Origin of the sequence: Amycolatopsis mediterranei, assembly GCF_026017845.1 — a bacterium.
GTDB classification, from domain to species: domain Bacteria; phylum Actinomycetota; class Actinomycetes; order Mycobacteriales; family Pseudonocardiaceae; genus Amycolatopsis; species Amycolatopsis mediterranei.
The window spans coordinates 4,283,362-4,306,571 of the sequence record NZ_CP100416.1 but is presented as its reverse complement, the minus strand read 5'-3'; the positions used below and the strand labels follow the sequence as shown (position 1 = coordinate 4,306,571).

General features: G+C 71.2%; 21 protein-coding genes. 12 read left to right on the top strand and 9 right to left on the bottom strand.

Features of this window, described 5'->3' with window-relative positions:
* The first annotated feature begins 71 nt into the window (after window positions 1-71).
* The 4 genes from ISP_RS19965 (at window position 72) to ISP_RS19950 (ending at window position 3,101) form a co-directional block, all read left to right on the top strand.
* The gene (locus ISP_RS19965; RefSeq protein WP_230468857.1) at window positions 72-818 is read left to right on the top strand and encodes an SGNH/GDSL hydrolase family protein; all 747 of its coding nucleotides are present in this window, start codon (window positions 72-74) and stop codon (window positions 816-818) included.
* Window positions 819-1,001: 183 nt separating this feature from the next.
* Entirely contained in the window at window positions 1,002-1,415 is a 414-nt protein-coding gene (locus tag ISP_RS19960; protein ID WP_013225615.1) for a cysteine/serine endopeptidase inhibitor, read from the top strand.
* 81 nt (window positions 1,416-1,496) lie between these two features.
* Window positions 1,497-2,306 (top strand): glycoside hydrolase family protein, encoded by an 810-nt coding sequence (locus ISP_RS19955; RefSeq protein ID WP_013225614.1) that lies wholly within the window; start codon window positions 1,497-1,499, stop codon window positions 2,304-2,306.
* Between the two features lie 45 nt (window positions 2,307-2,351).
* Window positions 2,352-3,101 carry a thaumatin family protein gene (locus tag ISP_RS19950; RefSeq protein WP_230468856.1) on the top strand — a complete coding sequence of 250 codons (750 nt, stop codon included), beginning with the start codon at window positions 2,352-2,354 and terminating at the stop codon, window positions 3,099-3,101.
* 27 nt (window positions 3,102-3,128) lie between these two features.
* On the opposite strand, the gene ISP_RS19945 is transcribed toward ISP_RS19950, so the two are convergent.
* Window positions 3,129-3,809, bottom strand: a complete 681-nt coding sequence (locus ISP_RS19945; protein ID WP_013225612.1) for a QcrA and Rieske domain-containing protein — start codon at window positions 3,807-3,809, stop codon at window positions 3,129-3,131.
* The gene (locus ISP_RS19940) at window positions 3,806-4,387 is read right to left on the bottom strand and encodes an RNA polymerase sigma factor (protein ID WP_013225611.1); all 582 of its coding nucleotides are present in this window, start codon (window positions 4,385-4,387) and stop codon (window positions 3,806-3,808) included. The genes ISP_RS19945 and ISP_RS19940 overlap by 4 nt, the downstream gene beginning before the upstream one ends.
* A 114-nt stretch (window positions 4,388-4,501) precedes the next feature.
* Between ISP_RS19940 and ISP_RS19935 the strand changes: the two genes are divergently transcribed.
* From ISP_RS19935 to ISP_RS19920, 4 genes are all read left to right on the top strand, one after another.
* A complete protein-coding gene (locus ISP_RS19935) occupies window positions 4,502-5,773 on the top strand; it encodes a vanadium-dependent haloperoxidase (RefSeq protein WP_013225610.1) in 1,272 nt (423 codons plus the stop codon).
* A gap of 52 nt (window positions 5,774-5,825) precedes the next feature.
* Complete coding sequence (locus ISP_RS19930; protein ID WP_013225609.1) at window positions 5,826-6,005, top strand: hypothetical protein; 180 nt, start codon at window positions 5,826-5,828, stop codon at window positions 6,003-6,005.
* A gap of 11 nt (window positions 6,006-6,016) precedes the next feature.
* Window positions 6,017-6,295, top strand: coding sequence for a YdeI/OmpD-associated family protein (locus tag ISP_RS19925; RefSeq protein ID WP_014467018.1), 279 nt, complete (start codon window positions 6,017-6,019; stop codon window positions 6,293-6,295).
* Between the two features lie 148 nt (window positions 6,296-6,443).
* Complete coding sequence (locus ISP_RS19920; RefSeq protein WP_013225607.1) at window positions 6,444-7,178, top strand: hypothetical protein; 735 nt, start codon at window positions 6,444-6,446, stop codon at window positions 7,176-7,178.
* 100 nt (window positions 7,179-7,278) lie between these two features.
* Here ISP_RS19920 and ISP_RS19915 read toward each other — a convergent pair whose 3' ends face one another.
* The gene (locus ISP_RS19915) at window positions 7,279-8,775 is read right to left on the bottom strand and encodes a vanadium-dependent haloperoxidase (RefSeq protein ID WP_230468855.1); all 1,497 of its coding nucleotides are present in this window, start codon (window positions 8,773-8,775) and stop codon (window positions 7,279-7,281) included.
* Window positions 8,776-9,022: 247 nt separating this feature from the next.
* On the bottom strand, window positions 9,023-10,576 hold the full coding sequence (locus ISP_RS19910) for an FAD-dependent monooxygenase (protein ID WP_013225605.1): 1,554 nt from the start codon (window positions 10,574-10,576) through the stop codon (window positions 9,023-9,025).
* 70 nt (window positions 10,577-10,646) lie between these two features.
* On the opposite strand from ISP_RS19910, the gene ISP_RS19905 reads away from it, so the two are divergent.
* Window positions 10,647-11,225 (top strand): TetR/AcrR family transcriptional regulator, encoded by a 579-nt coding sequence (locus ISP_RS19905; RefSeq protein ID WP_013225604.1) that lies wholly within the window; start codon window positions 10,647-10,649, stop codon window positions 11,223-11,225.
* Between the two features lie 105 nt (window positions 11,226-11,330).
* On the opposite strand, the gene ISP_RS19900 is transcribed toward ISP_RS19905, so the two are convergent.
* The gene (locus ISP_RS19900) at window positions 11,331-12,236 is read right to left on the bottom strand and encodes an AraC family transcriptional regulator (protein WP_013225603.1); all 906 of its coding nucleotides are present in this window, start codon (window positions 12,234-12,236) and stop codon (window positions 11,331-11,333) included.
* A gap of 89 nt (window positions 12,237-12,325) precedes the next feature.
* Here ISP_RS19900 and ISP_RS19895 point away from each other — a divergent pair, with 89 nt between their 5' ends.
* Window positions 12,326-13,390 (top strand): acyl-CoA dehydrogenase family protein, encoded by a 1,065-nt coding sequence (locus ISP_RS19895; RefSeq protein ID WP_013225602.1) that lies wholly within the window; start codon window positions 12,326-12,328, stop codon window positions 13,388-13,390.
* Between the two features lie 36 nt (window positions 13,391-13,426).
* On the opposite strand, the gene ISP_RS19890 is transcribed toward ISP_RS19895, so the two are convergent.
* Window positions 13,427-15,589: an alpha-galactosidase gene (locus tag ISP_RS19890; protein ID WP_230468938.1), complete on the bottom strand. Its 2,163-nt coding sequence runs from the start codon at window positions 15,587-15,589 to the stop codon at window positions 13,427-13,429.
* A gap of 127 nt (window positions 15,590-15,716) precedes the next feature.
* Here ISP_RS19890 and ISP_RS19885 point away from each other — a divergent pair, with 127 nt between their 5' ends.
* Entirely contained in the window at window positions 15,717-16,871 is a 1,155-nt protein-coding gene (locus ISP_RS19885; RefSeq protein WP_230468854.1) for an ROK family transcriptional regulator, read from the top strand.
* A gap of 101 nt (window positions 16,872-16,972) precedes the next feature.
* On the top strand, window positions 16,973-18,073 hold the full coding sequence (locus tag ISP_RS19880) for an SGNH/GDSL hydrolase family protein (RefSeq protein WP_013225599.1): 1,101 nt from the start codon (window positions 16,973-16,975) through the stop codon (window positions 18,071-18,073).
* Between the two features lie 53 nt (window positions 18,074-18,126).
* Here ISP_RS19880 and ISP_RS19875 read toward each other — a convergent pair whose 3' ends face one another.
* From ISP_RS19875 to ISP_RS19865, 3 genes are all read right to left on the bottom strand, one after another.
* Window positions 18,127-19,569, bottom strand: a complete 1,443-nt coding sequence (locus ISP_RS19875) for a glycosyl hydrolase (protein ID WP_230468853.1) — start codon at window positions 19,567-19,569, stop codon at window positions 18,127-18,129.
* Window positions 19,570-19,834: 265 nt separating this feature from the next.
* Complete coding sequence (locus tag ISP_RS19870) at window positions 19,835-20,683, bottom strand: LacI family DNA-binding transcriptional regulator (RefSeq protein ID WP_013225597.1); 849 nt, start codon at window positions 20,681-20,683, stop codon at window positions 19,835-19,837.
* Window positions 20,684-23,128, bottom strand: a complete 2,445-nt coding sequence (locus tag ISP_RS19865; protein ID WP_013225596.1) for a glycoside hydrolase family 2 protein — start codon at window positions 23,126-23,128, stop codon at window positions 20,684-20,686.
* Window positions 23,129-23,210: the final 82 nt, after the last annotated feature.

The window sequence follows — 23,210 nt, the reverse complement described above, 5'->3', positions numbered from 1 at the left end:
GCGGCTTCTTGCGACACGACCGCGACAAGACCGCGGAGGCGCGCGGACACCGCGGCGGCACCGTCGAAGCCATGAGCAAAACGCGTATTCCCCTCCTCGGCGTGGCCGGCCTGCTCCTGCTGACCACCGCCTGCTCCGGCGGGGCCACGGCGACCGGCGCGCCCGCACCGGCGACCGGCTCCGGGCCGGGCAAGGTGCTTTTCCTCGGCGACTCCGTCGCGGCGGGCGAGGCCCTGCCCCTGGCCGCCGCGTTCAAGGCGAGCGGCGTCGAGTTCCAGTCGATCGCCGCCGACGGCGGCGGAAACGTCGTCGGACCGTTCTCCGAGGAGAACTGGCAGAAGCTGCCCGGGGAGATCACTTCGGCCCACCCCGCCGTGGTCGTCTACCAGCTGACCACGTACGACTGGGGCAGCCGGGAAGAGCAGCGGGCCGGCTACGGCAAGCTGTCCGCGACGGTCACCGGTGCCGGCGCGAAACTTGTCTTCGTCACCACTCCCCCGATCAAGCCCGACGACTTCTACCAGCCGCACCTGGCCGACCTGAACCGCGCGCCCGAGGTCGCCCGGGAGGTCGCTTCCGCGGGCACGGCCACGGTCCTCGACGCGAGCCCGGTGTGGGGCAGCACCTACCAGCAGGTCAAAGACGGCAAGGCGGACCGCAGCGCCGACGGGATCCACACCTGCCCGCAGGGCGCCGCCCGCTTCACCGGCTGGCTGCTCGCCGAGCTGGCGAAGCTGTTCCCCGGCTTCACCCCGGCGCCGGCGCAGTACTGGGCCAACACCGGCTGGTCCGCGGACGTCCACTTCAAGGGCTGCTGAGCGACGATTTCCGGAATGCCGGACGAGCGCGGCAAACGATTTCGAATTGAACGAAACTCGTCCCGTTGTCAACGATGTCAGCCGATCTTGTCCGGACAATTCTTTGTCATAGCCAGGTATTGCGCTTGGCAGTACCATTCGGCGCGGCAAAGGCACTTCCGGAACACGACGGAAAGGGACCGAATGCGCAAGACCATCAAGTCGCTCGCCGTGCTGGCCGCCGCTGCCGCACTTCCCCTGACGACGAGCGGTACGGCATGGGCCGACATTCCCTTCGACCAGCCGGTCAACGGGCGCGCCACCTACTACAACGACGCCGGCTTCGGTGCCTGCGGCACGCAGATCAACGCCGCCACCCAGATGCTCGTCGCGGCGCCCGCCGCGTACTGGACCACCGCCAACCCGAACAACGACCCGCTGTGCCGGGGCGTGTCCATCCGCGTGTCGTACAACGGCCGGACCATCACCGTGCCCGTGGTCGACAAGTGCCCGAGCTGCGACAGCGCGCACATCGACCTCAGCGCGCCGGCGTTCGCCCAGCTCGCGGACCCCGGCCTGGGGAACATCCCGGTGACCTGGACGTTCGTCCGCTCGTAACCCGCGTCGCCGGCCTCCGGCGCCACTGCCGGAGGCCGGCCCCACGGGTCACCCACCTCGGCGCACACCGGAGACAGTGGTATGAACCAGTTCAGGAAACTCCTGGTCCTCGTGACCGTGGCGATCGCCGCCATCGGGGGCCTGGCCGCCCCGGCGACGGCGGCCGGCACCAAGAAAGGCGTCAGCGCGGCCGCCTTTTCCGGCGTCACCGCCGCACTCGGCGACGTCGGCGCGCGGTGGTTCTACACCTGGGCGGCGGACCCCCAGGGCATCACCGCACCGGCCGGGACGGAATTCGTGCCGATGATCTGGGGCCGCGACTCCGTCACCGCGGACCAGCTGCAGCGGGCGAAGGCGGCAGGCAGCACCTTGCTCGCGTTCAACGAACCGGACCTGGCCGGCCAGGCGAACATGTCCGTCGAGACGGCGCTGGACCTGTGGCCGCAGCTGCAGGCGACGGGAATGCGGCTGGGCGCGCCGGCGGTGGCGTACGGCGGGGACACCCCCGGCGGCTGGCTCGACCGGTTCATGAGCGGCGCGGCCGCGCGCGGCTACCGCGTCGACTTCATCCCGCTGCACTGGTACGGCGGCGACTTCTCGGCCGCCGCGACCGGGCAGCTGCAGTCCTACCTGCAGGCGGTGTACAACCGCTACCACCGGCCGATCTGGCTCACCGAATACGCGTTGACCGACTTCTCCGGCTCCACCCCGCGGTACCCGTCCGCGGCCGAGCAGGCCGACTTCGTCAGCCGGTCAACGGCGATGCTGAACGGACTGTCGTTCGTCGAGCGCTACGCCTGGTTCTCGCTCTCGACGTCGACCACTCCGACCGGCCTCTACACGGGCACCACCCCCAATTCCAGCGGCGTCGCCTACCGCGCCGCCGGCTGATCCCCCACCCAGCAACGAACGGAGGTCGAACCCATGCTTTCCCGGATGCGCAGGCGGCTCTTCGCCGTCGCCGCGGCGATCGTGGTGGCGTCGGCGGTGAGCTCGACGGCCACCCCGGCCGCGGCGGCGGGCAACCACACCGTCACGTTCGTGAACCACTCCGGCCAGACCGTGTGGCTGGGCAGTACCGTCAACGCCGACCAGTCGGTCAACTTCGCGAGCCTGCCGACGCTGGCGGACGGGCAGTCGGCGACCGTGACGGTGCCGGAAACGTCGGCGCCCGGCCACTGGCGGGGCAAGTTCTTCGCGCGCCAGGGGTGCACGGGCACCTCCGGCCGGGATTTCCACTGCGCGGTCGGCGACTGCGGCGTCTACGCCGACCACTGCGCGACCGGCGAACAGCCGGCCAGCCTGGCCGAGTTCAACTTCGACACCGCCGACGGCCTCGCCCCGTGGTACGACGTCAGCTACGTCAACGCCTTCTCCCTGCCGATCACGATCGAGCCGGTCAACGCGACCGTGCCACCGGGTTCGACCTCGTGCGGCTCGGCGGGCTGCCCGGAGAACCTGCTGTCCTACTGCCCGGCCGAAGACCGCCGGTACTCCCCGGGCGGCACGCTGATCAACTGCGTCAACCCGAACCGCGACGCCCCGACGAGCTACAGCGACGCGATCAAGTCGCACTGCCCGAAGGCGTACGCGTGGTCCAAACAGGACACCGAGCCGGGCAACCAGACGGTGTACCAGTGCGCCTCCTGCAGCGGTTTCACGATCACCTTCCACGGCGGTTCGTGACGAGCGGCAGTGCCGGGCCGGCCGGGGTCACGCCCCGGCCGGCGGCACGAGCACTTCGACGACGCCGCCGGCTTCGCGCACCACCAGGTGCGGCAGCGGCGGCGGGGTCACCGGGAGCTGGTGCGTCAGGACCACCCCGTCGACGGCGAACGACGTCCGGTGGCACGGGCAGTTCAGCCGCCGCGCCGGCGCGTCCAGGTTGAGCCGGCAGCCCAGGTGCGTGCAGGTCGCCGAGACCGCCCGCACCTGCCCGCCGGAGCGCTGCACGAACCCGGCCACCGCCCCGAAGTCGAACGGCAGCACCCCGCCCTCCGGCAGGTCGTGCGCCGCCACGACGGCCCGCCACTCGCCGTTCTCCGGCCGCAGCGTCTCCTCCGGCGGAGGCGGTGCGGCGGCCTGCTGGGCGTCGGACGTCACCAGGTATTCGACGCCCGCGCCGGCCGCGGCCGCCACCGCGGCCGATGACACCTGGATGAACCGGCGGCGGGTGCCCCCGGGCGCGGGTGCGGGCTCCCCGAGCTCTTGGGCGAGCCGGCGGTGCAGCCCGGTGACGAACTCCTCGCTCGCCGCCCCGGCACCCGGCCGGGCGGCGCGCAGCAGCACCGCGGTCCGCAGCTCGGCCTCGTCGCCGGCCGTGGCCGCGAACGGGCGCGGCCGGCGCCGCCGCAGGAGGTCCTTGACGAACCGGCGGACACCTCGAGTGCTCACGTCTGGCTCCCTTCCGCCAGCTGGGCGGCCTGCCGCAACGCGCGGTGCTGCAGCACCTTCGCGTTGCCGACGGTGATGCCCAGCTCCGCCGCCGCTTCCTTGAGCGAGCAGGCCTGCAGGAACCGCAGCCGCAGGATCCGGCCGTACCGCTCGGGCAGCTGCTTGAGGATCGCCTCGGCGCGGGCCGGTGTACGCGGGTCGACGGTGCCCGCTTCGAAGGCCGCGATGTCGTGCTCCTCGTCGAGGGTGGTGATCTCCCGGCCGAGCGTGCGCCGCCAGTGCCCGGCCAGCACCGTGCGCGCGGTGGCCAGCAGGTAGGCCCGGACCTCGCCCACGCTCGCCGAGACGCGCAACGGCCGCAACGCGGTCAGGAAGACCTCCGTGGTGAGGTCTTCGGCGTCGGGCCGGTTGCCCACCTTGGCGAACATCAGCCGGTACACGCGGTCGACGTTGTCGCGGTAGACCGCCTCCCAGTCCGGGTAGACGTCCGCGCCGACCGCGTGCAGCCGCGCGGGCGGCGGCGCGCCCGCGTCCCCCTCGTCGGCGCGCCTGCGCCGGAACCGCTGTGCCACCGGCACCGCCCGCCTCTCCCCCGCCGAGTCTTCTCCCGCCACCTGAGGGATACGCGACCGGGTTACGCCGTAACCGGCGACCGTATCGGTGAGCGGACCCTCCGACGACCTGGGAGCGAAATGACCACCTCGATGTCGCGCCGGCACCTGCTCGTCACCGGCGGAGCGGCCGCCGCCGTGCTCGCCACCACCGGCCTGCCGTCACCCGCCGCGGCGGCGCCGGCCCACGCGTCCGGGCCTGCCGTCGTCCTCGCCTGGAACCGGGAGCTGCTGGCCATCGTGCGCACCCCCGGCCTGCAGCCGGCGACCGTGCACCCGACGCGCAGCTTCGCGCTGCTGCACGCGGCGATCCACGACGCCGTCGTCGCGACGACCGGCACCGGGCGCCCCTACCTGTTCACCGTCGACGTCCCGGGCCACGCGGCCCCCGAAGCGGCGGCGGCGCAGGCGGCCCACGACGTGCTGGCCGCGCTCTACCCCGCCCGCGCCGCGGAACTCGCGGACCTGCTGGCCGGGCAGCTGGCCCGGGTGACGCCCCCGGCGGCGCGGACCGACGGCGTGCGAGCCGGGCAGCTGGTCGCCCGGCTGCTGCTCGGCCTGCGCACCGGCGACGGCTCGGCCGCGATCCCGCCGGTGCTGCCGCCGGGCACCGCGCCGGGGCAGTACCGGCCGACGCCGCCCGCGTTCGCGCCCGCCGCGTTCACCCATTGGGCGGCCGTGACCCCGTTCGTGCTCGACCGGGCGGACCGCTTCCGGGCCGCCCCGTACCCCTCACTGAGCGGCGCGCGGTACGCGAAAGCCCTGCAGGAGGTGGCTGCGGCCGGGCGCGACACCAGCACCACCCGCACCGCCGACGAGACGGTGCAGGCCCGGTTCTGGGCGGCGCCGATCTGGAACTACTGGAACGAGATCGCGCAGTCGGTCGTCACCGGTTCTCGCAGCAACCTGCTCGTCGCCGCCCGGGTGTTCGCCCGGCTGAACCTCGCCTTCGCCGACGCCGTGATCGCCTTCTACGAAGCGAAGTACCACTACCGGATCTGGCGGCCGATCACCGCGGTCCGCCTCGCCGGCGAGGACGGCAACCCGGCCACCGACGGCGTCCCGGACTGGTCGAGCCTCGCCACCACCCCGGCCGACCCGGCGTACCCCGGCGCGCACAGCGTCGTCTCGCAGGCGGGTGCGCTGGTCCTGCGCCGCGAGTACGGGCCACGGTGGCCGGTGGAGGTCGCCTCCGAAGCACTGCCCGGCGTGCAGCGGCGGTTCGCGTCGTTCCAGGAGGCCGCCGACGAAGCGGGCCTCAGCCGCATCACCGCGGGCGTCCACACCCGGCTCGACCACGAAGCCGGCCGCCGGCTCGGTCTCGACGTGGCAGCGTTCGTCCTCCGGTCGTGAGCTGCCGGAGGCGCCCTTCCTCGAGCCGCCCCGCCGTGCCACGATCACGGTCGTGCAGCCGCAGCAGTTCCGTGCCGTGATCACCGCCGGTCCACGCAAGCACGCCGTCATCGCCGTCCCCTTCGACCCGGACGAGGAGTGGGGTGCCAAGGCCGACCACCCCGTCGGCGGCACGATCGAGGCAAGCGCGTCCGCGGCAGGCTATCGCCAGCCGGCGACGGATGGCTGCTGACCGTGACGCCGATGTGGCTGCGCGACACCGGCGTCACGATCGGTACCGAGGTGACCGTCGAGCTGGCCCCGGAAGGCCCGCAACGCGACGACCTCGCCGAAGACATCGCCGCGGCACTGGCCGCAAACCCGGCGGCGGCCGCGTTCTTCGACACGCTGGCGCAGTTCTACCGCAAGGCCTACCTCCGCTGGATCGAGGCGACCACCCGCCGCCCGGACCTCCGCGCGGCCCGCATCGCCGAAGTGGTCGGCCTGCTCGCCGCAGGGGTCAAACAACGGCCACGGCCGTGACCGCAGCCGCTTGCGGAGCCCGTCGTTCGGTGCCGACGCCGGCCGGCCCGAGATAGGTGACCCCGAGGTTCTCCGCGAATTCCCGGGTCCTTGTAACCCGGCCGCGTATTGACGGGTGAGGTCCCTTTCGAGAAAGGCGTCCACCCCCGTGAAGCGAAGACTGATCACCTGCATCGTCGCGCTTACCGTGCCCCTCACGACCGTCGTCGGCGCCCCGGCTCAGGCGGCGCCGGCCACACGCGGCAGCGCGCACCCGAACGTCGACGTCATCACCATCATCCAGGCGGCCAAGGCCGCGTACGACGCGTACAAGAGCTTCGCGTCGGGCGGCGGTTCCCTGAACACCGCCGTCAGCCGCATCCTCACCGCCATCCAGCAGGCGCAGGACTCGATCATCAACCACATCGACGCGATCGCCGCCACCGATGCCCGCGCCTGTGCGCAGGACGCCATCGTGGACTTTCCCAACTTCGACCGGTTGACGCCGGACAACCAGCAGGCGTTCGCGGTGGCCGCGACCAAATGCTCGAACCTGATCGACAGCCTGTTGGGCACGGTCGCCGACAAGCACGCCAAGGACCAGCTCGGGTACTCGGCCAACGCGGTCGGGCCGATCGCGCTGGTCACCCGCAGCCGCAGCGGCCTGTCCAACCAGAGCTTCGTGCCGGTGCTGCGGGACACGAACCAGCAGATCAGCACCAGCCTCGCGCCGTCCTGCAGCTTCGTCTTCGACCCCGACTTCCAGGGGAAGGTGTGGGCCTGCGCCTCGTACGACGGCGGCTTCGACGAGGAGCTGGACCGGACGCGCGCGCAGACGTTCGCTGCGGCGAACACGAGCTGGCCGATGGCCAACCAGACGCTGGCCCAGCTGGCCGGTCTGTGACGGAAGCTCCCACCCACTGACAAGCAGGGCCTTGCGTTTTCCCACCGGAGAAAGGGATCCGTGGGCCGCGCCGTGTTCGCCGCGGCCCACGGATCGGGACTCAGATGGTCATCCGGCTGCCGTCGAACCGGGTCAGCCCGAACGAGGCGTCTTCGTGGCCCACCCCGACCTGGTCACGCAGCACGCCGATGGCCACCGCCTCCCCCAGCCGGACCGACTCGGAATAGTCGCTTCGCCAGTGCACCCCGGCCATGTTGCGGCCGGTCGCGATGTTCGCGGCCAGCTTGTCCAACTCACCACCGAGGGTCAACCGGTCCTTCCCGGTGAAGGGCACCAGCCCGGTGCCTGCCGGGTTCGGCACCACCGGATCGGGCACCGGCCACGACTCGTCGAACCACGCCTTCAGCACGGTGACGCAAGCACCCGCCACCGTCGCGTGCCCCGCCCCGTAGGAAGGGTGCACCGGCGAACCCTCCGGAAATGCCTGCGGCAGCAGGAAAGTGCCGAACTTCTCGTTGATCCGCTTGAGCGCCTCCGAGTCCAGCACGCCCCGGTCGATCATGCCGTAGTCCCGGATACCGGACAGGTGTGCGTGGATCCGGCCCCCGAAGGCCTCCGGCCGCAACCGGCGGTGCACGAACCACTTCTGGAACCACACCGCCTTCAACGCCCGGGTCGCCACCTCCGTCACCAACGACAACAGGTGCGGCCCGCCGTAGGTGCCGAAACCCTCCTGGTTGGCCGAATGCACATACGGATTCCCGTTGTCCAGCGGCACGGCCAGGCCCGGGTCCAGCAGGATCAGCGCGGCGTTGAGGTAGGCCTCGTACAACGCGTCGAAGTGCACGTAGTTGGCCACATCGCGCGGGGTCTGCAGGTAGCGGCGGTTCTTCTGGTTCCGCACGATCGGCTTCACCTCGCGCCCGCGCTGCACCTCGAGCCAACCGGCGAAGCTCGTCAGGAAATCCTCGCCGGGTTTGACCGTGTCGGTCAGCTGCGGAACGCGCAGCACGCCGTACGGGATGTCACGAAGCAGGAACTGCGACAGGTACGGGCCGCGTGCGTCCCCCCTGGATTCGCCGCGGAACAGCAGCCCCGGCGTGACCACTCCGTTCTGCCTGGGTCCCCGGTACTCCGGCACCTTGGTGAGCTCGGCCGCCGCCTGCTTGGCCAGCGGGTTGTTGTCGAACTCGGTGAACGGAACGTCCCGGAGCAGCGCCATCCAGTACAACTCCACCATCTCCGCGGAGTTGCGCGGGTGGTCGATCCGCGGCGCCGGCGGTATCCGCAGCGACTGCGGGTCCGGGCCTTCGAGATCGAAAGCCAGTCCGGCCTGCGGATCGACCAGCTTGCGCCGGGTCACCGGAATTCGCTCGAAATCCTCGGCCCGCTGCGTGGAAATCGCCCGCAACAACGCGTTGTAGGCGCTCGGCACGACCTCCCCGGCATCGTCGTGCGCCAAACCCTTGCTGAAGTTCGCGACAAACGGATAGTCGCCTTCCTCACCGTTGTTCACGTGCTCCGGCCACGGCTGCCGGCTCAGCACATCCGCGGCCACGAGCCGCGATTCGCGTGCGCGAGTACAACGATCACTCATGGTGAACCTCCCCCGATATCACCCAGACGGACCTAGCTCCCCCGGGTCCTCCCTTCAGACAATCACGCTCAGCTATCAACGGCAGCGTCCGAATGGGTGGATGTCACACTCGGATGGACTGTGCACCATAAGTCACCCAGAGAAAGATCATTCCGGGTGGCAGGCCACCCGATGGGCCGAAAGAATTCGGCAATGCCGTGAAAATCCACGGCGGCGATGAAGCCACCGGCCCCGGGCAGGAATCCGGCTACTGCGGTTGTACGGAGGCAACCTTGGTGCCGAGCACGCGCGACAACGCCTCGGCGAGCGGTGTTGCGGATGCCGAGTGCCAGGCGACGATGGCGTCGGGGCGCAGGAGCAGTGCGCCGTCCGGGGGCAGGCAGACCTCGGCCAGCCAATCCTGGTGCGACACCTTGACCAGACGCAGCCCGAGGTCACTCGCTTCAGTGATCCAGCGCTCGTCGTCCGGGCCGGTGAGCAGGGTCAGGCCCGGGCCGGCGAAGTCCACTGTGGACGTCGTCGCGTCGAGCCAGGCGTGGGGCACGCGCGTGCCGGGACGGCCCGCCGGGGCGTAGTGGCCGACGGGTGCGGGACCGCGGCCGTCCGGGACGAACGCGCCTTCGGCGTACTGGGTGCCGAACATCGTGGCCGGCAGGTCGTCGTGCCGGTTGTCGGGTTTGGTGAAGGCGGCCAGCATGTCGCCGACGTGCCCGCGGACCGTGCTGGAGGCTTCGGCGATCGCGTAGCCGGCCGGATGGCGTTCGGCGTGGTAGGTGTCGAGGAGGGTGGGCGCCGCCCGCCCGGCCAGTGCGGCCGCGAGCTTCCAGGCGAGGTTGGCCGCGTCGGCGATGGCGGTGTTGGCGCCGGCCGCGGCCATCGGGGGCATCATGTGCGCGGCGTCGCCCACCAGGAACACGCGGCCCTGGCGGAACCGGTCGGCCACGCGCATCGCCGACTCCCAGGGCGACCGGCTGAGCAGTTCGACGTCGAGATCCGGGATGCCGATCACGATGCGCAGGAGGTCGTGCCAGTCGCCGTCGCCGAGCGTGTGCGCCTCGGGGAAGTCGGCCGTCGAGAACAGCCACCGATCGGTGCCGTTGACCGAAAGGAAGGCGCCCGACGCCACCGGATTGTCGATCTCGCACAGGTTGAACGGCCTTTCCCGCACCAGCTCGGTGAGATCGGCGCGGAAGTAGAGATCGAGGTTGTCGGCGAGGTGACCGTGGCCGCTGCGCTCGATGCCCAGAGCGGTGCGGACGGGACTGCGCGCGCCGTCGGCGGCGATCAGGTAGTCCGCGGCCAGCTCGTACGGTTCGCCGTCCGGGGGCTTCAGCAGCGCGGTCACCCCGTCGTCGTCTTGGGTGAAGGACACCAGTTCGGTGCCGAGCCGGACGGACACGCCCCGCTCCGTCGCGGCCCGGCGCAGGATCGGCTCCAGCACGACCTGCGGGCACAGGACGTTCGGTCCCGGGCTCAGCTCGGGAATCCTCGCCTGCTGCTTCCGCCGTTCCCGCATGGTGCCGGTCATTTCCCGCACCCGGGCGGCGGCCAGCGTCGGACCGACCAGAACTTCGGTGAACGACGCCAGCGGCGCACTCGCCTCAGCGACCTCGGCCGCCAAGCCGAGCAGGCGGAACACCTCGGTGCTGCGCGGGTTGAACCGGCGTGCCTTCGGCTGCGGCGACACACCGGCGTGCTTCTCGACCAGCACCGGATACCCCCCTTCGCGGCGCAGCACGAGGGCGGCGGTCAGTCCGGCGATGCCACCGCCGCTGATCAGCACCGGAACACGTGTGGTCATGGGAACCCCTCAAAGTAAAAGCGACACGGTACAACTGAGTACACAGTACAACTAGTGATATGGTCAAGCCATGATTACCGGGACGGGCCGGCGGGAGCGCAAGAAGGCCGCCACCCACCAGGCCCTGGCCGACGCGGCCCTGCGGCTGTTCCTCGAGCGCGGCTACGACAACGTGGGCGTTCGCGAGATCGCCGACGCCGCCGACGTGTCCACCACGACCCTGCAGAAACACTTCCCCAGCAAGGAATCCCTCGTGTTCGACCGGGACGCCGAGATCGAGGACGCCTTGCTCGCGGCCGTGCGCGACCGAGCGCCGGGCACTTCCGTGCTGGACGCACTGCGGGACCACACGCTCGCCCGCGTCGAGCGCGGCGCCGCCGCCGACGGGGCGTCGGAGTTCATGACCCTCGTGCGTAGCACTCCGGCGTTGAGCGAGTACTGGCACCGGATGTGGATGCGGCACGAGGAGGCGCTCACCCGCGTCCTCGCCGCCGAAACCGGCGCCCCGGAAACCGATCCCGGATGCGCGGCACTGGCCCACTTCGCGCTGGAAACCTCGGCCCTCGCCATCCGCTCCGAAAATCCGGCCCGCGTCGCCGAAGCCGCGTTCGCCATCCTCGAACACGGCTGGCGCACCTCATCCCGCTGAGGCAACTCCAGCGGCCGCGCGACGAAACTCCTTGCCTGGACGCCGGTGTCAACGTGGCGGGAGAGGCGGTCGCTCGGCAGGTTCGACGTCGAAGACGCCGGTCGGTCAGTGGACGTCCGCGGCGGTGGGGGTGGGCGGTGCACTGCGGAACCGTCCCGGTGACACGCCGTACTCGCGGCGGAAGGCCGCCGAGAAGGCGAACTCGGTCGAGTAGCCCACCTTCGGGGCGATGCTCGCCAGCGAGGCGTCGGTTTCCCGGAGCAGCCGGGCGGCGAAGGCGAGCCGCCAGCCGGTCAGGTAGCTCATCGGCGGCCGGCCCACCGCGGTGGTGAACAGCCGGGAGAAGGCGGTACGGGGCATCGCGGCGACCTCGCTCAGCCGGCCCACCGTCCACGGCCGGTGCGGGTTTTCGTGGATCTCGCGCAGCGCGGCCGCGATGCCCGGGTGGGCGACCGCCGGCCACCCGGGCGCGGTGTCCTGCTCGTGCCACTGCCGGAGCACCTGGACGAGGACGAGGTCCAGCAGTGCCCGCCGCGTCGCGCCGGAGCCCGGGCGGGCCGCGGAGACGTCGGCGGTGAGGAGCTCGATCAGGGACCGCAGCTCCGGGTGGCGGTCGTAGTCCGGTGACACCACGATGAGGTCGGGCAGCGCGCGCAGGTACTGGGGTGGGTGGCCGTGGTCGAGCCGGTAGGCCCCGCACAGGAATTCGAAGGCCGCGGGCCCCGGAGCCGGCGGGTGCGCGCCCGGTTCGACGAGCGGGAGGTCGCGCAGCGCGCGGGGCTCCTGGCTGAGGCCGTGTTCGGCGCCGGACGAGGTGAGCACGATGTCGCCCGGCCGCAGGGCCACGGGCTCGCCGGGGCCGACCAGCCAGCAGGTGCCGCGGGTGATGATGTGGAACCCGCTGCCGTCGAACGCGGCGAACCGGAGACCCGCCGAAGGCGGCTGCCTGATCAGGCGAGCGCCGGCGCTCCCGACCCGCACGCTGCGGATCACCTCGCTGATCAGGTCCATACCCGCAATCTTAACGACGCACAGCCGCGTATGAACCGGTGCCGCCGGCGCATGGCACACCACGCGCGGACGGTGCTTGAGTCGGTGGAGTGATCGAATACGCGAACGCCGGAACCACGGACGTCCTGCGCGCCCACGCCGGGAAAGTGGAACAGAACGAGCGGCCGGCCGGCGAAGGCTTGGCCGCCCTGCGCGAGGACGGCGTCTTCGCCTGGCGGACGCCGCGGGAGCACGGCGGCGAATGGGCCGACGCGGAGACCGTCGGGCGCCGGCTGACCGGCCTCGGCCGGGCCTGCCCCTCCACCGCGTGGATCGCCGGGACCTGCGTCACGGCGAAGAACCTCGCCGCCCGCACCTTCACCGGTTCCGCGACGCCGGAGTTCTTCGCCGACCCCGACGCGCTGTTCTGCGGTTCGGGGGTGCCCGGCGCGCGGGGTGAGCGGGTGCCGGACGGGGTGCGCGTCACCGGCCGCTGGCCGAACGTCTCGGGCTGCGAAGACGCGGTCTGGGCCACGCTCGCGGTGCTGGTCGACGGCGAATTCTCCTTCGCGGTGGTGCCGACGGCCGAACTCGTCGTCGAGCGGACCTGGGACATGGCGGGCATGCGCGGCACCGGCAGCCACACCTTGGTCGCCGACGGCGTCCTGGTGCCGGCCGGGCGGATCGCGGCGGCGTCACCGTTCCCCCTGGGAGACGCGATGCTCTACGCCACCACGGTGCTCGGCCCGGTGGTGGGCGCCGCCCGAGGAGCGCTCGACGCCGTCGACGCGATGTTCGCTTCGGACCGCAAGCCGTTCATGACCGCGTACACGCGCATGGGCGAATCGGCGGGAGCCCGCCACTGGCTGGCGGAGGCCGGCTACCTCGTGGACCGCGCCGAGCGGACGATGCTGGAAGTGGCCCGCGAAGCGAGTTCCGTGGAATTGTCGCTTGCGGACGGTCCGCGGCTGCGCATGGCTCTCGCGGACGCCGGCCGGGACTGCCGGACCGCCGTCGAGCGGATGCTCGACCTGCACGGTCCGAGCGGTTTCGCGACGTCGAACGTCCTGCAGCGCTTCTGGCGGGACGTCGCCGTCGGCAGCAGGCACCCGCACCTCAACCCGTACCTCGCGGTGGAAAACCTGGGCACGGCGCTGGTCCCGGCCGATCACTGACCGACGACGGAAGCCGGCGCGGGAGCCGCGGTGGGCTCAGTGCTCGGCGATCACGTGGATCAGCTGCAGCTGTTCCGGCTGCAACGCGGGCGCCTGGAACCCGGCCGTGGCCAGCGCGGCGCCCGACAACGTCAGCGGCCGGTCCGCCCAAGCGGGAAACGCGGGCAGCCCGTGCCGGCGCACCCGCTCGACGGCGGACAGGAACCGCACGGTGTAGCGGGTTCCGGGGGCCAGTCCGGGCAGCCGGACGCTCCCGGGCGGGGCCGAGGCGCCGGTCTGCAGCGCGACGAAGGCGAAGAGCGCTTCGGTGCGGTCCTGGGCGACGACGCCGTGGAGCCAGTGCGCCGGGTCGGGGTGGTCGCCGCGGACGACGGTGCCGCTGTGCAGCAGCGGCCGGAACCGCTTGTGCAGGGCGATCCAGGCCGTGAGTTCGGCGAGTTCGGTTTCGCTCGCCGAGGTCAGGTCCCACTCCATGCCGAAGTGCCCGAAGAACGCGGTGCCGGCGCGGAAGTCGAGGGTGTGCGTGCGGCCGGTGGTGTGCGCCGTCGGCGCGCCGACGTGCGAGCCCAGCATCTCCGGGGGCAGCAGCAACCCGGTCCAGCGCTGGATGTGCTGCCGCTCGAGCGCGTCCAGGCAATCGCTGACCCAGATCCGCTCGGTCCGGGCGAGGATCTCGAGGTCGGCGCGGCCACCGCCCGACGAGCAGGACTCGATCTCCAGGCCCGGGTGCTTCGCGCGGAGCTCGTCCAGCAGCCGGTAGAGGGCGCGGGTCTGGTCGTGCACGCCGGCCGTGCCGCTCGCGGTGTGCCCCGCGTCGACGAGATCGCGGTTGTGGTCCCACTTGAGGTAGCCGACGCCGTACTCGGTGACCAGCGCGTCGAGCCGGTCCAGCACGTAGGCGTAGGCGTCCGGACGGGAAATGTCGAGCACCTGCTGGCGTCGCGCCTCGGGCGGGAGCCGCCCGTCCGGCCGGAGGATCCACTCCGGGTGGGCCCGGGCGAGGTCGGAGTCCGGGTTGACCATTTCGGGTTCGACCCAGAGCCCGAACTGCATGCCGAGCGAGCGGACGTGGTCGGCGATCGGGCGCAGACCGTCCGGCCACACCTGCTCGTCGACGAACCAGTCACCCAGTCCCGCGTTGTCGGCCCGGCGGCCGCGGAACCAGCCGTCGTCGAGCGTGAACCGCTCCGCGCCGACCCGCGCGGCGAGCACGGCGAGCTCGCGCAGTTTCGCCGGATCGTGGTCGAAGTAGACCGCTTCCCAGGTGTTCAGGGCGATCGGCCGCGGCGAGGTGGGATGCTCGGGCCGGCTGCGCAGGTCGGCGTGGAACCGGCCGGACAGCTCGTCCAGCCCGTCGCCGTGGGAACCCATCAGCGTCGGGCAGGCATAGGACTCGCCCGGGGCGAGGATCACCTCGCCGGGCAACAGGATTTCCCCGCCGCCGAGGATCGCGACGCCCGCGGCGTCGCGCTCGGCGTAGGTGGTGTGGTTGCCGCTCCAGGCGGTGTGCACGCCCCAGACCTCCCCGCGGCGGAAGCCGAAGCCGGGCTCACCGGCGAGCACCAGCAGGGTCGCGTCGAGGCCGGTCCGGCCACGGCGTCCGCTGCGGACGTGGGAGCCCAGCGTGAACGGGTGCCGCTGCGGGGCGCGCTCGCGCAGGTGGCGTCCGGTGAAATCCAGCAGTTCCCGGGCGTTCGCCGGGACCGGCAGGTTGAGGGTCAGCGAGTCGAGGCCGTAGTCGTCGCCGCCGATGTTCGTCACCGTCGCGTCCAGCCGCACCACACCCGACGGCGAGAGCGCCACCCGCAGCTCGAGCGCCAGTCCGGCGGCGACGTCCTGCGCGGTGGTGATCAGGGTGCCCTCCGCCGTCAGGTCCACCGCGGTCTTCGTGAACAGCGGGGAGAACGCGCGACCGGCGCGGCTGCCGGCGATGCCGGGGGTGCCGGCCCAGCCGGTGGCGGCTTCGGCCAGCACGCCGACGGGCAGCGGGTCGTCGATGCTGTTGGAGACGACCGGTGGCCGGGCCGCGCGCACCAGGTCCGCCAGTTCGGCTTCGGTGGGCTGCCCGAGATCGGCGCCCCAATACACGACGCGAGGCAGGCGGTCGCCGGTTGCGTCGAGCACGAGGCTGGTGCCGGCGGCGCCGAGGTGGACCACGCCGGGACTCGCCGGCTTGTCGTCGCCCGCGGTGAACGTCATCGTCAACACGCCGTTAGTTTCACTACAACACTAACCAGTGTCAAGAAGCCAACTAGCGGACGGCTATCGCCTGTACTTTGTTTCAGAAAAGACCTAACGAGCCGCTCACGCGCGGTACTCTCGCCCGGTGAGTTCCGGAACTCTCGAAGGCCGAGCACGGGCGGGAGCGCCCTGGCCGCAGCTGCCCGAAGCCGCCCGTGAGGTGCTCCTCGAGGCACTGGTCCACGGCCCCATCTCCCGCGCCGAGATCGCCGCGCGCCGGCAACTGTCGCGGCCGACGCTCAGCCGGATCACCCGGCAGCTCGTCGCCGACGGACTGCTGATCGAAGGCGGGACCGAGCTGCGTTCGGCGACCGGGCGCCCTTCGGAGCTGCTGCACGTCAACGGCGCCGCCCGGCACTTCTTCGGCGTGAAGCTCACCGGTGACCACCTCTACGCCGTGGTCACCGACCTCAACGCCGAAGTCGTGGCGTCGCTCGACACTCCCCTGCGCTCGGCGGACGTCACCGAGGTCGTCGGCCGGATCGCCGAAGCCGCCTCGGCGCTGCGGGCCGCGTTCCCGGACCTGACCGCCGCGGGCGTGACGCTGGCCGGGAGGGTGCGCTCGGGGACGGTGCACGGGTCGGCATACCTGCAGTGGTCCGGGGTCCCGCTCGCCGATCTCGTCGCCGAAGCGACCGGCCTGCCCACCGCCGTGGCCAACGACGTCCAGGCACTGACCGCCGCCGAACACTGGTTCGGTGCCGGCGCCGGGCTGCGGTCCCTGGTCCTCGTCACGATCGGCGTCGGCATCGGCTGCGGCCTGGTGCTCAACGGCGAACTCGTCGAGGGCGCGCACGGCACCGTGGGGCGGGCGGCGCACCTCGTCGTCGACCAGTCCGGGCCGGTGTGCGACCTCGGGCACCGCGGCTGCGCCGCCAGCTACCTGCTGAACGAGTCGATCGTGCGGGCGCTCGGCGCCGCGGACCACGCCGGCGCCGTCGCCCGGGCACAGGCCGGCGACCCCGCGGCGCGGCGGGTGTTCGGCGACGCCGGCTTCGCGCTCGGCATCATCATCGGCACGGTCGCGAACCTCGTCGACCCGCAGAAGGTCCTGCTGACCGGCGACGGCCTGCCGCTGTACGAGCTGGCCGCGGACCGGGTGCGGGACGGCATCGCGAAGTCCTACGAACCGGATCCCGCCCAGCTCGACCTCGACGTGCGGACCTTCGACTTCGGCGAATGGGCGCGTTCCGGGGCCGCGCTGGCCATCCGCGCCGCACTGACCGGCCGGACCGGCTGAGGGTTTACAACGGACTTCCGTGGCGCTAACGTTTTTCTCGCCTGAGAGCGCTTCCACCTCGACTGTCCACAGTGGCCAGTCGATCGCCCTCGGGAGGTATCGTGCAGAGATTCCTCGGCTTCTGCGCACTCGTGCTCACCGCGCTGATCGCCACGCTCATCGTCCCCACGGCCGCGTCCGCCGCGGCACCCACGCGCATCATGGCGCTCGGCGACTCGATCACCGGCTCGCCGGGCTGCTGGCGCGCGCTGCTCTGGCGGCACCTGCAGAACACCGGGTACACGAACACCGATTTCGTCGGAACGCTGCCGGCTCCCGGCTGCGGATTCACCTACGACGGGGAAAACGAAGGTCACGGCGGCTACCTGGCCACCGGGATCGCGAACAACAACCAGCTGCCCGGGTGGCTCGGCGCGACGCACCCGGACATCGTGCTCATGCACCTGGGCACCAACGACGTCTGGAGCAACATCGGCACCACGACGATCCTCGACGCCTACACCCGCCTGCTCGGCCAGATGCGGGCGAGCAATCCCGCGATGAAGGTGCTCGTGGCGAAGATCCTCCCGATGAACCCGTCGAACTGTTCCGCGTGCGGCCAGCGCGTCGTCGACCTCGACAACGCCATCCCCGGCTGGGCCCAGGCCCATTCGACGGCCGCGTCGCCCATCACGGTCGTCGACCAGTGGACCGGGTTCAGCACCTCCGCCGACACCGTCGACGGCGTCCACCCGAACAGCACGACCGGAATCCAGAAGATGGAAAGCCGGTGGTACCCGGCGCTGACCGCGGCCCTCGGCGGGGGCAGCACGCCGACCGGCTCCACCGTGGTGGGCGTCCAGTCCGCCCGGTGCCTCGACGTCACCGGTGCCGGCACGGCCAACGGAACCAAGGTCCAGCTCTGGGACTGCAACGGCCAGTCGAACCAGGCGTGGACGTTCGGCTCGGCCGGCGAGATCCGGGGCGGGAGCGGCCGCTGCCTCGACGTCGCGGGGCAAGGTACGGCACCGGGCACCGCGGTGGACATCTGGGACTGCACCGGCCAGGCCAACCAGCAGTGGACGCTCAACGCCGACGGCTCGATCACCGGACGGCAGTCCGGCCTCTGCCTCGACGCGAGTGGCCAGCAGACGGCCAACGGAACTGCGGTGGCGCTCTGGACCTGCAACGGGCAGGCGAACCAGCGCTGGTCCCGGCGCTGAGTGAACGCAATGACCGCCCCAGACGGATATCCCGTCCGGGGCGGTCGCGGCGTTCACTTCAAATTGGGAACTTCGTCTCTGGTGATCACGTAAGAGCTGTTGTACGTCTTTTGCAGCTGGCTGATCGAGTTGTGCGAAGTGTTGGTCAGCCAGTCGGTGTGCCAGGTGTTGAACATGACCCACCGCGTGTTCGACGACTGCAGCTGGTCCGGGTCCGGAATCGGGCCGTTTTCGTGCAGGGCGATCGGGATGGTACCGCCGACGATGTTCTTGGTGGCGTTGAACAGGCCGGTCTGCGGTCCGTAGTCACCGGCGTAGGTGTCGGAACCGGCGATGTCGGCCAAGGACTTGCCCGGGTAGAACGACGAGTCCGGCTGACCGTTGAACGGCAGCAGCCACACCAGGTTGTCGAGCCCCTTGGTGCCGGTGAGGTAGTTGTACTCGAACTGCCACAGCCGCTTGTACTGGGAGCCGCCTTCCTTGCTCCACCAGAACCAGGTGCCCCCGGCTTCGTGGAAGGGCCGCCACAGCACGGGAACCCCGGCGTTCTCCATGATCTGCAGCTGGGCGGCGGCCTTGTCGAGCCGCTGGACGAACGAGGCGTACTCGGCCGTTCCCGGCGTCAGCACGGCGTTGATGGACACGGCCATCTGGCTGCCCTCGTAGGTGTCCGGCTTCGTCGGCGCACCCATGTGGTAGCCGACCATCGGGATGCCACCGGCGTTCCACCACGTCACTCCGCGGCCGCCGACGCCGTCCTGCTCGATGTCCATGCCGCGGATCGCCGGATATTTGCCCGTGTGGTCGTGGATATAGTTCATCTCGTACTCGGAGCCGGCCACCCAGGTGGACTCCTCCTGGCCGGAAATGATGTGGTTGCCGTACTGGCTGTAGAAGTAGCAAAGCAGGTTCTTCGCCTGGGCCGTCGCGCGCGGGTTGACGGGATTCGCCGCGCAGGTGCCGCCGGGCGGGGTCGATCCGCCGCCGAGGCTCCACCGCTGGTTGGCCTGGCCGTGGCAGCCCCAGAGCTGGACCGTCGTGCCGTTCGCCGTCGCGGCGGCGTTCACGTCGGCACACAATCCCGACTGGGCACCGTAAACGCTGCCGTCGGAACGCAGGGTGAACTTCTGGTTCGCCGCGCCGGTGCAGGTCCGGATCTGCAGCTTCGTGCCGGCCGCGATCTGGCCGGCGTCCAGGCACATCGAACCACCGAACACGCGCAGCTCACCGGCGTCCGTGACGGTCCACTGCTGGTTGGCCTGGCCGTTGCAGTCCCAGATCTCGATCCCGGTACCGGCGGTCTGCACGTTGCCGGTGACGTCGAGGCAGCGGCCGGAAGCCGCGCCGACGAGGGATCCGGTCTGGGCCGCCGACGCGGTTGCGCCGCCGGCGAGCAACGGGACGACGAGAGCCGACGCCGCAAGAACGCGGGTGGTCCTCCTCCCCCAGCGGCCGAACCGGTGTTGCGTCTGCGGTGAACTTCGAGGGAACGACATCGCATCTCCTTTGATGGCGATGAAGGCCGGCCCGCCCGAAACGGGCGCGGCGCGAGGAAAGATGACAACGTCTGAGAGCGCTTCCAGTCCGGAATTCTAACACCGCGCCGACACCGGAAAGCCGGTGAAAATAAGTTCGAGCAGAAAACTTAAGAAGTTCGATTTGCCCTGCCGGTAAATCCGCGCAGCGCGGAACGAAAATTCCGCAATCGGCGGCGAATCAATCGCGACGGACCGAATCGGATCGCTTCTCCGGTCGCGAACCTCAGGCAGGCGGAACGGTACTGGCGCGCAGCACACACTTCGCGCCCGGCGACCAGCGTTCGGTCACCGGGGCCCCGTCGACCAGCTCCAGCACCGATTCGGCCACCGAGACGCCGTACTGGTGCACGTCGACGCTCATCGTCGTCAGCGAAGGGGTGGCCAGGCGGCACAGCGTCGAGTCGTCCCAGGCAATGATGCTGAGCCGCTCCGGAACGTCGATCCCCAGTTCCTTGGCGGCACCGAGGCCCGCCAGCGCCATCACGTCGTTGTCGTAGAGGATCGCGGTCGGCGGTTCGGCGCCGGACAGCAGCTCGGTGGTGCGTTTCGCCCCGGACTCCTCCGAGTAGTCACCCTCCGCGATGAGCGGCTCGATGCCGGCCGCACGGCAGCCGGCGACGAGCGCGTCGGTGCGGGCCCGGGTGTGCAGCAGCTGCGCGGGCCCGGTCACCCGCGCGATGCGCCGGTGGCCGAGGTCGAGCAGGACTCGCAGAGCCTCCCGGACCGGTCCGGCGTTGTCGGTGCGCACGGCCGGGAAGCCGTGGGCGTCCTCGGGCTCGCCGACCAGGACCGCGGGCATGTCCAGCGAGCGCAGCAGGGCCGGCCGGGGGTCGTCGTGGACGAGGTTGACCACCACGGTCGCCTCGACCATCCGCTGCGCGGCCCACCGCCGGTACGCCGCCAGCTCGCCGTCCTGCGTGCTGACGACGTGCAGCAGCAGCGAGAGGTCCCAATCCGCGAGGTGCTGCTCGATCCCCGCGATGAACTCCATGAAGAACGGCTCGGTGCCCAGCAGCCGGGGTGGGCGGGCCAGCACCAGGCCGATCGCGCCGGACGGACGGTGGGTGCTCACTCAGGACCTCATCACCGGGGAGCCGAGAGCGTTCGCCGACCGCAGCACGAGCGGGTCGGCGAACGCGGCCGGATCGACCGTGTTCGCGGTGCGGACCAGGAACGACCGGGTTTCGCCCGGCAGCAACGTGATCAGCATGTCGTCGACCACGGCGTCGGGCGCCACGCGATCGGCCAGGAGAGCGACGTCCCGGGCCAGTGCGGAAGCGGTGACGTCGACGCGGTAGCCGCCCGGCACCGCCGTCGCTTCGGCGGACAGCGGACCGGGCAGGTAGTCGTGCTCGAGGTCTTCGCCGAAGACGTGCACGAGCCGGGTCTCTCCGGTCGTCGCCACGAGCACCTCCTCTCCGGTCCCGGCCGGGGCCAGCTCCACTGTGGAGCGGGCCGGCACGGTGAACGGCAGTCTACGGCGCCCGGTGACCTGACCGGCGACCGTCCGCGTTTCCAGCTCGAGATCACCCGACCAGGGCGTGGCGGTGTCGTTGACCGCGATGACGACGTCTTCGCCGTCGCGCGGCTGGACCGTGAGCAGCCTCGGGGCGAACGCGTGCTTGAGGGCGTACCACAGCGGCTTGGGCCGTTCGTCCGAGTCGATCGCGGCCCAGGAGGTGACCGGCCAGCAGTCGTTGAGCTGCCAGACGACGGCCCCGGCGGTGCGCGGCCACCACGACCGGAAGTGCTCGATGCCGAAGGCCACCGCACGGGCCTGGTTGAGCTGGGTGGCCCAGTGCCAGTCGGGGAACGTCTCCGGCCGCGGCAGGTGGGGCGCCAGACCGCGGTCGAGCTTGCCGTTGCCGTCCTCGGCCTTCTGGTGGCGCAGGAACGCCGGCGAGGCCGGCGTGAGCGGGTCGTCGTGGATCCACCGGGTCAGGGTGGCCCAGGTGGGCGGCCCCTGGAAGCCGAACTCCGAGCAGAACCGCGGGATGTGGTCGCGGTAGCAGGTGTAGTCGACGCGGTTCCACACGTCCCACTCGTGCCGGGTGCCGTGGTCGGGGTCGTTGGGGTGCCGATCGCCGGGGCTGTACGGGCTCCCCGGTGCGTAGGGGCGGGTCGGGTCGAGTTCGGCGACGATGGCGGGCAGCAGTTCGGTGTAGTACTTCAGGCCCCACGTGCGGCCGTCGAGCTGTTCGGGCCAGCCCCAGTCGGCGAAGCCCCAGAGGTTTTCGTTGTTGCCGTTCCACAGCGCGAGGGAGGCGTGCGGGGTCAGCCGGGCGACGTTCTCCCGCGCCTCCGCCTCGACCTCCGTCCACAGTGGCTCCTCCTCGGGGTAGGAGGCACAGGCGAACGGAAAGTCCTGCCACACCAGGACGCCGCGTTCGTCACAGACGTCGTAGAAGTCTTCGGTTTCGTAGATGCCCCCGCCCCAGATGCGCAGCAGGTTGAGGTTCGCCCCGAGAGCTTGGTCGACGCGCCGGGCGAGCCGGGCGCGGGTGATCCGGGTGAGGAAGTGGTCGTCGGGGATCCAGTTGGCCCCCTTGGCGAACACCGGCGTGCCGTTGACCACGAACGTGAACGGGGTGCCGATCCCGTCCGGTTCGGTGTCCACGGTGATGGTCCGGAACCCGATGCGGCGCCGGTAGGCGTCGAGCTCCGTCCCGCGCCCGACGAGGTCGATTTCGAGGTCGTGGAGCGGGTGTTCGCCGTAGCCGGCGGGCCACCACAGCCGGACGTCCGGCACCGTCAGCGTCACGGTCGCCCGGGTGGCACCCGGTTCGACGGCGGCCCGGGCGGTCCGGCCTTCGGCCGGGATCGAGGCGACCAGCTCGAGCCGGTCGCCCGAGCCGGTGGCGCGCTCGACGTCCGCGTGGACCGTGACCCGGCCGGTGCCGTCCTCGTCGACCGTCACCAGCGGCCGCACGGTCGCCAGCCGGGCGGTGGTCCACCGCTCGAGGCGGACCGGCTTCCAGATGCCCGCGGTCTGCAGGTCGGGTCCCCAGTCCCAGCCGAACGAGCAGGCCATCTTGCGGATCATGTTGAACGGGCTCGGGTAGGCGTGGTCGCGCCAGCCCAGCTCCGCCTCGACCGCCTCGGCGTGGGCCAGTGCGCTCGCGATCTCGACGGTCAGGGTGTTCGTGCCGTCCCGCAGTACCTCGCGGACGTCGAAGCGGTGGGTGCGGTGCATGTTGGCGGTCCGCCCGAGCTCCCGGCCGTTGAGGGTCACGGTCGCCACGGTGTCGAGGCCGTCGAAGACGAGGTCCGTGCGTTCCGCCGAAGCCGGCGCCGAGGATTCGAAGTCGAGCGTGTAGCGCCACCCGGCCCGGTGCATCCACACCACGTCGGCCTCGGCGGTGTCGAGGTAGGGGTCCTCGATCAGGCCGGCGGCCAGCAGGTCCAGGTGGGCGGAGCCCGGCACGGTGGCGGGGAGCGCACGACCCCGGACCGCGTCCGGAACCGGCCCGGCCACGGCCTCGATCCGCCAGCCGTCGTGCAGTTCCTGACGGTTCAATTCGGGCGCTCCTCACGCGGCCGGCGGCTCGCTGGGGAGCCGAATCTGCTCGACGATTGTTACGCAGGTAACTTAAGTAAGT

Bases quoted from the DNA above. Each gene is read 5' to 3' on its own strand.
- ISP_RS19965 (WP_230468857.1), top strand. From the start codon at position 72: ATGAGCAAAACGCGTATTCCCCTCCTCGGCGTGGCCGGCCTGCTCCTG.
- ISP_RS19960 (WP_013225615.1), top strand. From the start codon at position 1,002: ATGCGCAAGACCATCAAGTCGCTCGCCGTGCTGGCCGCCGCTGCCGCA.
- ISP_RS19955 (WP_013225614.1), top strand. From the start codon at position 1,497: ATGAACCAGTTCAGGAAACTCCTGGTCCTCGTGACCGTGGCGATCGCC.
- ISP_RS19950 (WP_230468856.1), top strand. From the start codon at position 2,352: ATGCGCAGGCGGCTCTTCGCCGTCGCCGCGGCGATCGTGGTGGCGTCG.
- ISP_RS19935 (WP_013225610.1), top strand. From the start codon at position 4,502: ATGACCACCTCGATGTCGCGCCGGCACCTGCTCGTCACCGGCGGAGCG.
- ISP_RS19925 (WP_014467018.1), top strand. From the start codon at position 6,017: ATGTGGCTGCGCGACACCGGCGTCACGATCGGTACCGAGGTGACCGTC.
- ISP_RS19915 (WP_230468855.1), bottom strand. From the start codon at position 8,775: ATGAGTGATCGTTGTACTCGCGCACGCGAATCGCGGCTCGTGGCCGCG.
- ISP_RS19910 (WP_013225605.1), bottom strand. From the start codon at position 10,576: ATGACCACACGTGTTCCGGTGCTGATCAGCGGCGGTGGCATCGCCGGA.
- ISP_RS19905 (WP_013225604.1), top strand. From the start codon at position 10,647: ATGATTACCGGGACGGGCCGGCGGGAGCGCAAGAAGGCCGCCACCCAC.
- ISP_RS19900 (WP_013225603.1), bottom strand. From the start codon at position 12,236: ATGGACCTGATCAGCGAGGTGATCCGCAGCGTGCGGGTCGGGAGCGCC.
- ISP_RS19890 (WP_230468938.1), bottom strand. From the start codon at position 15,589: ATGACGTTCACCGCGGGCGACGACAAGCCGGCGAGTCCCGGCGTGGTC.
- ISP_RS19875 (WP_230468853.1), bottom strand. From the start codon at position 19,569: ATGTCGTTCCCTCGAAGTTCACCGCAGACGCAACACCGGTTCGGCCGC.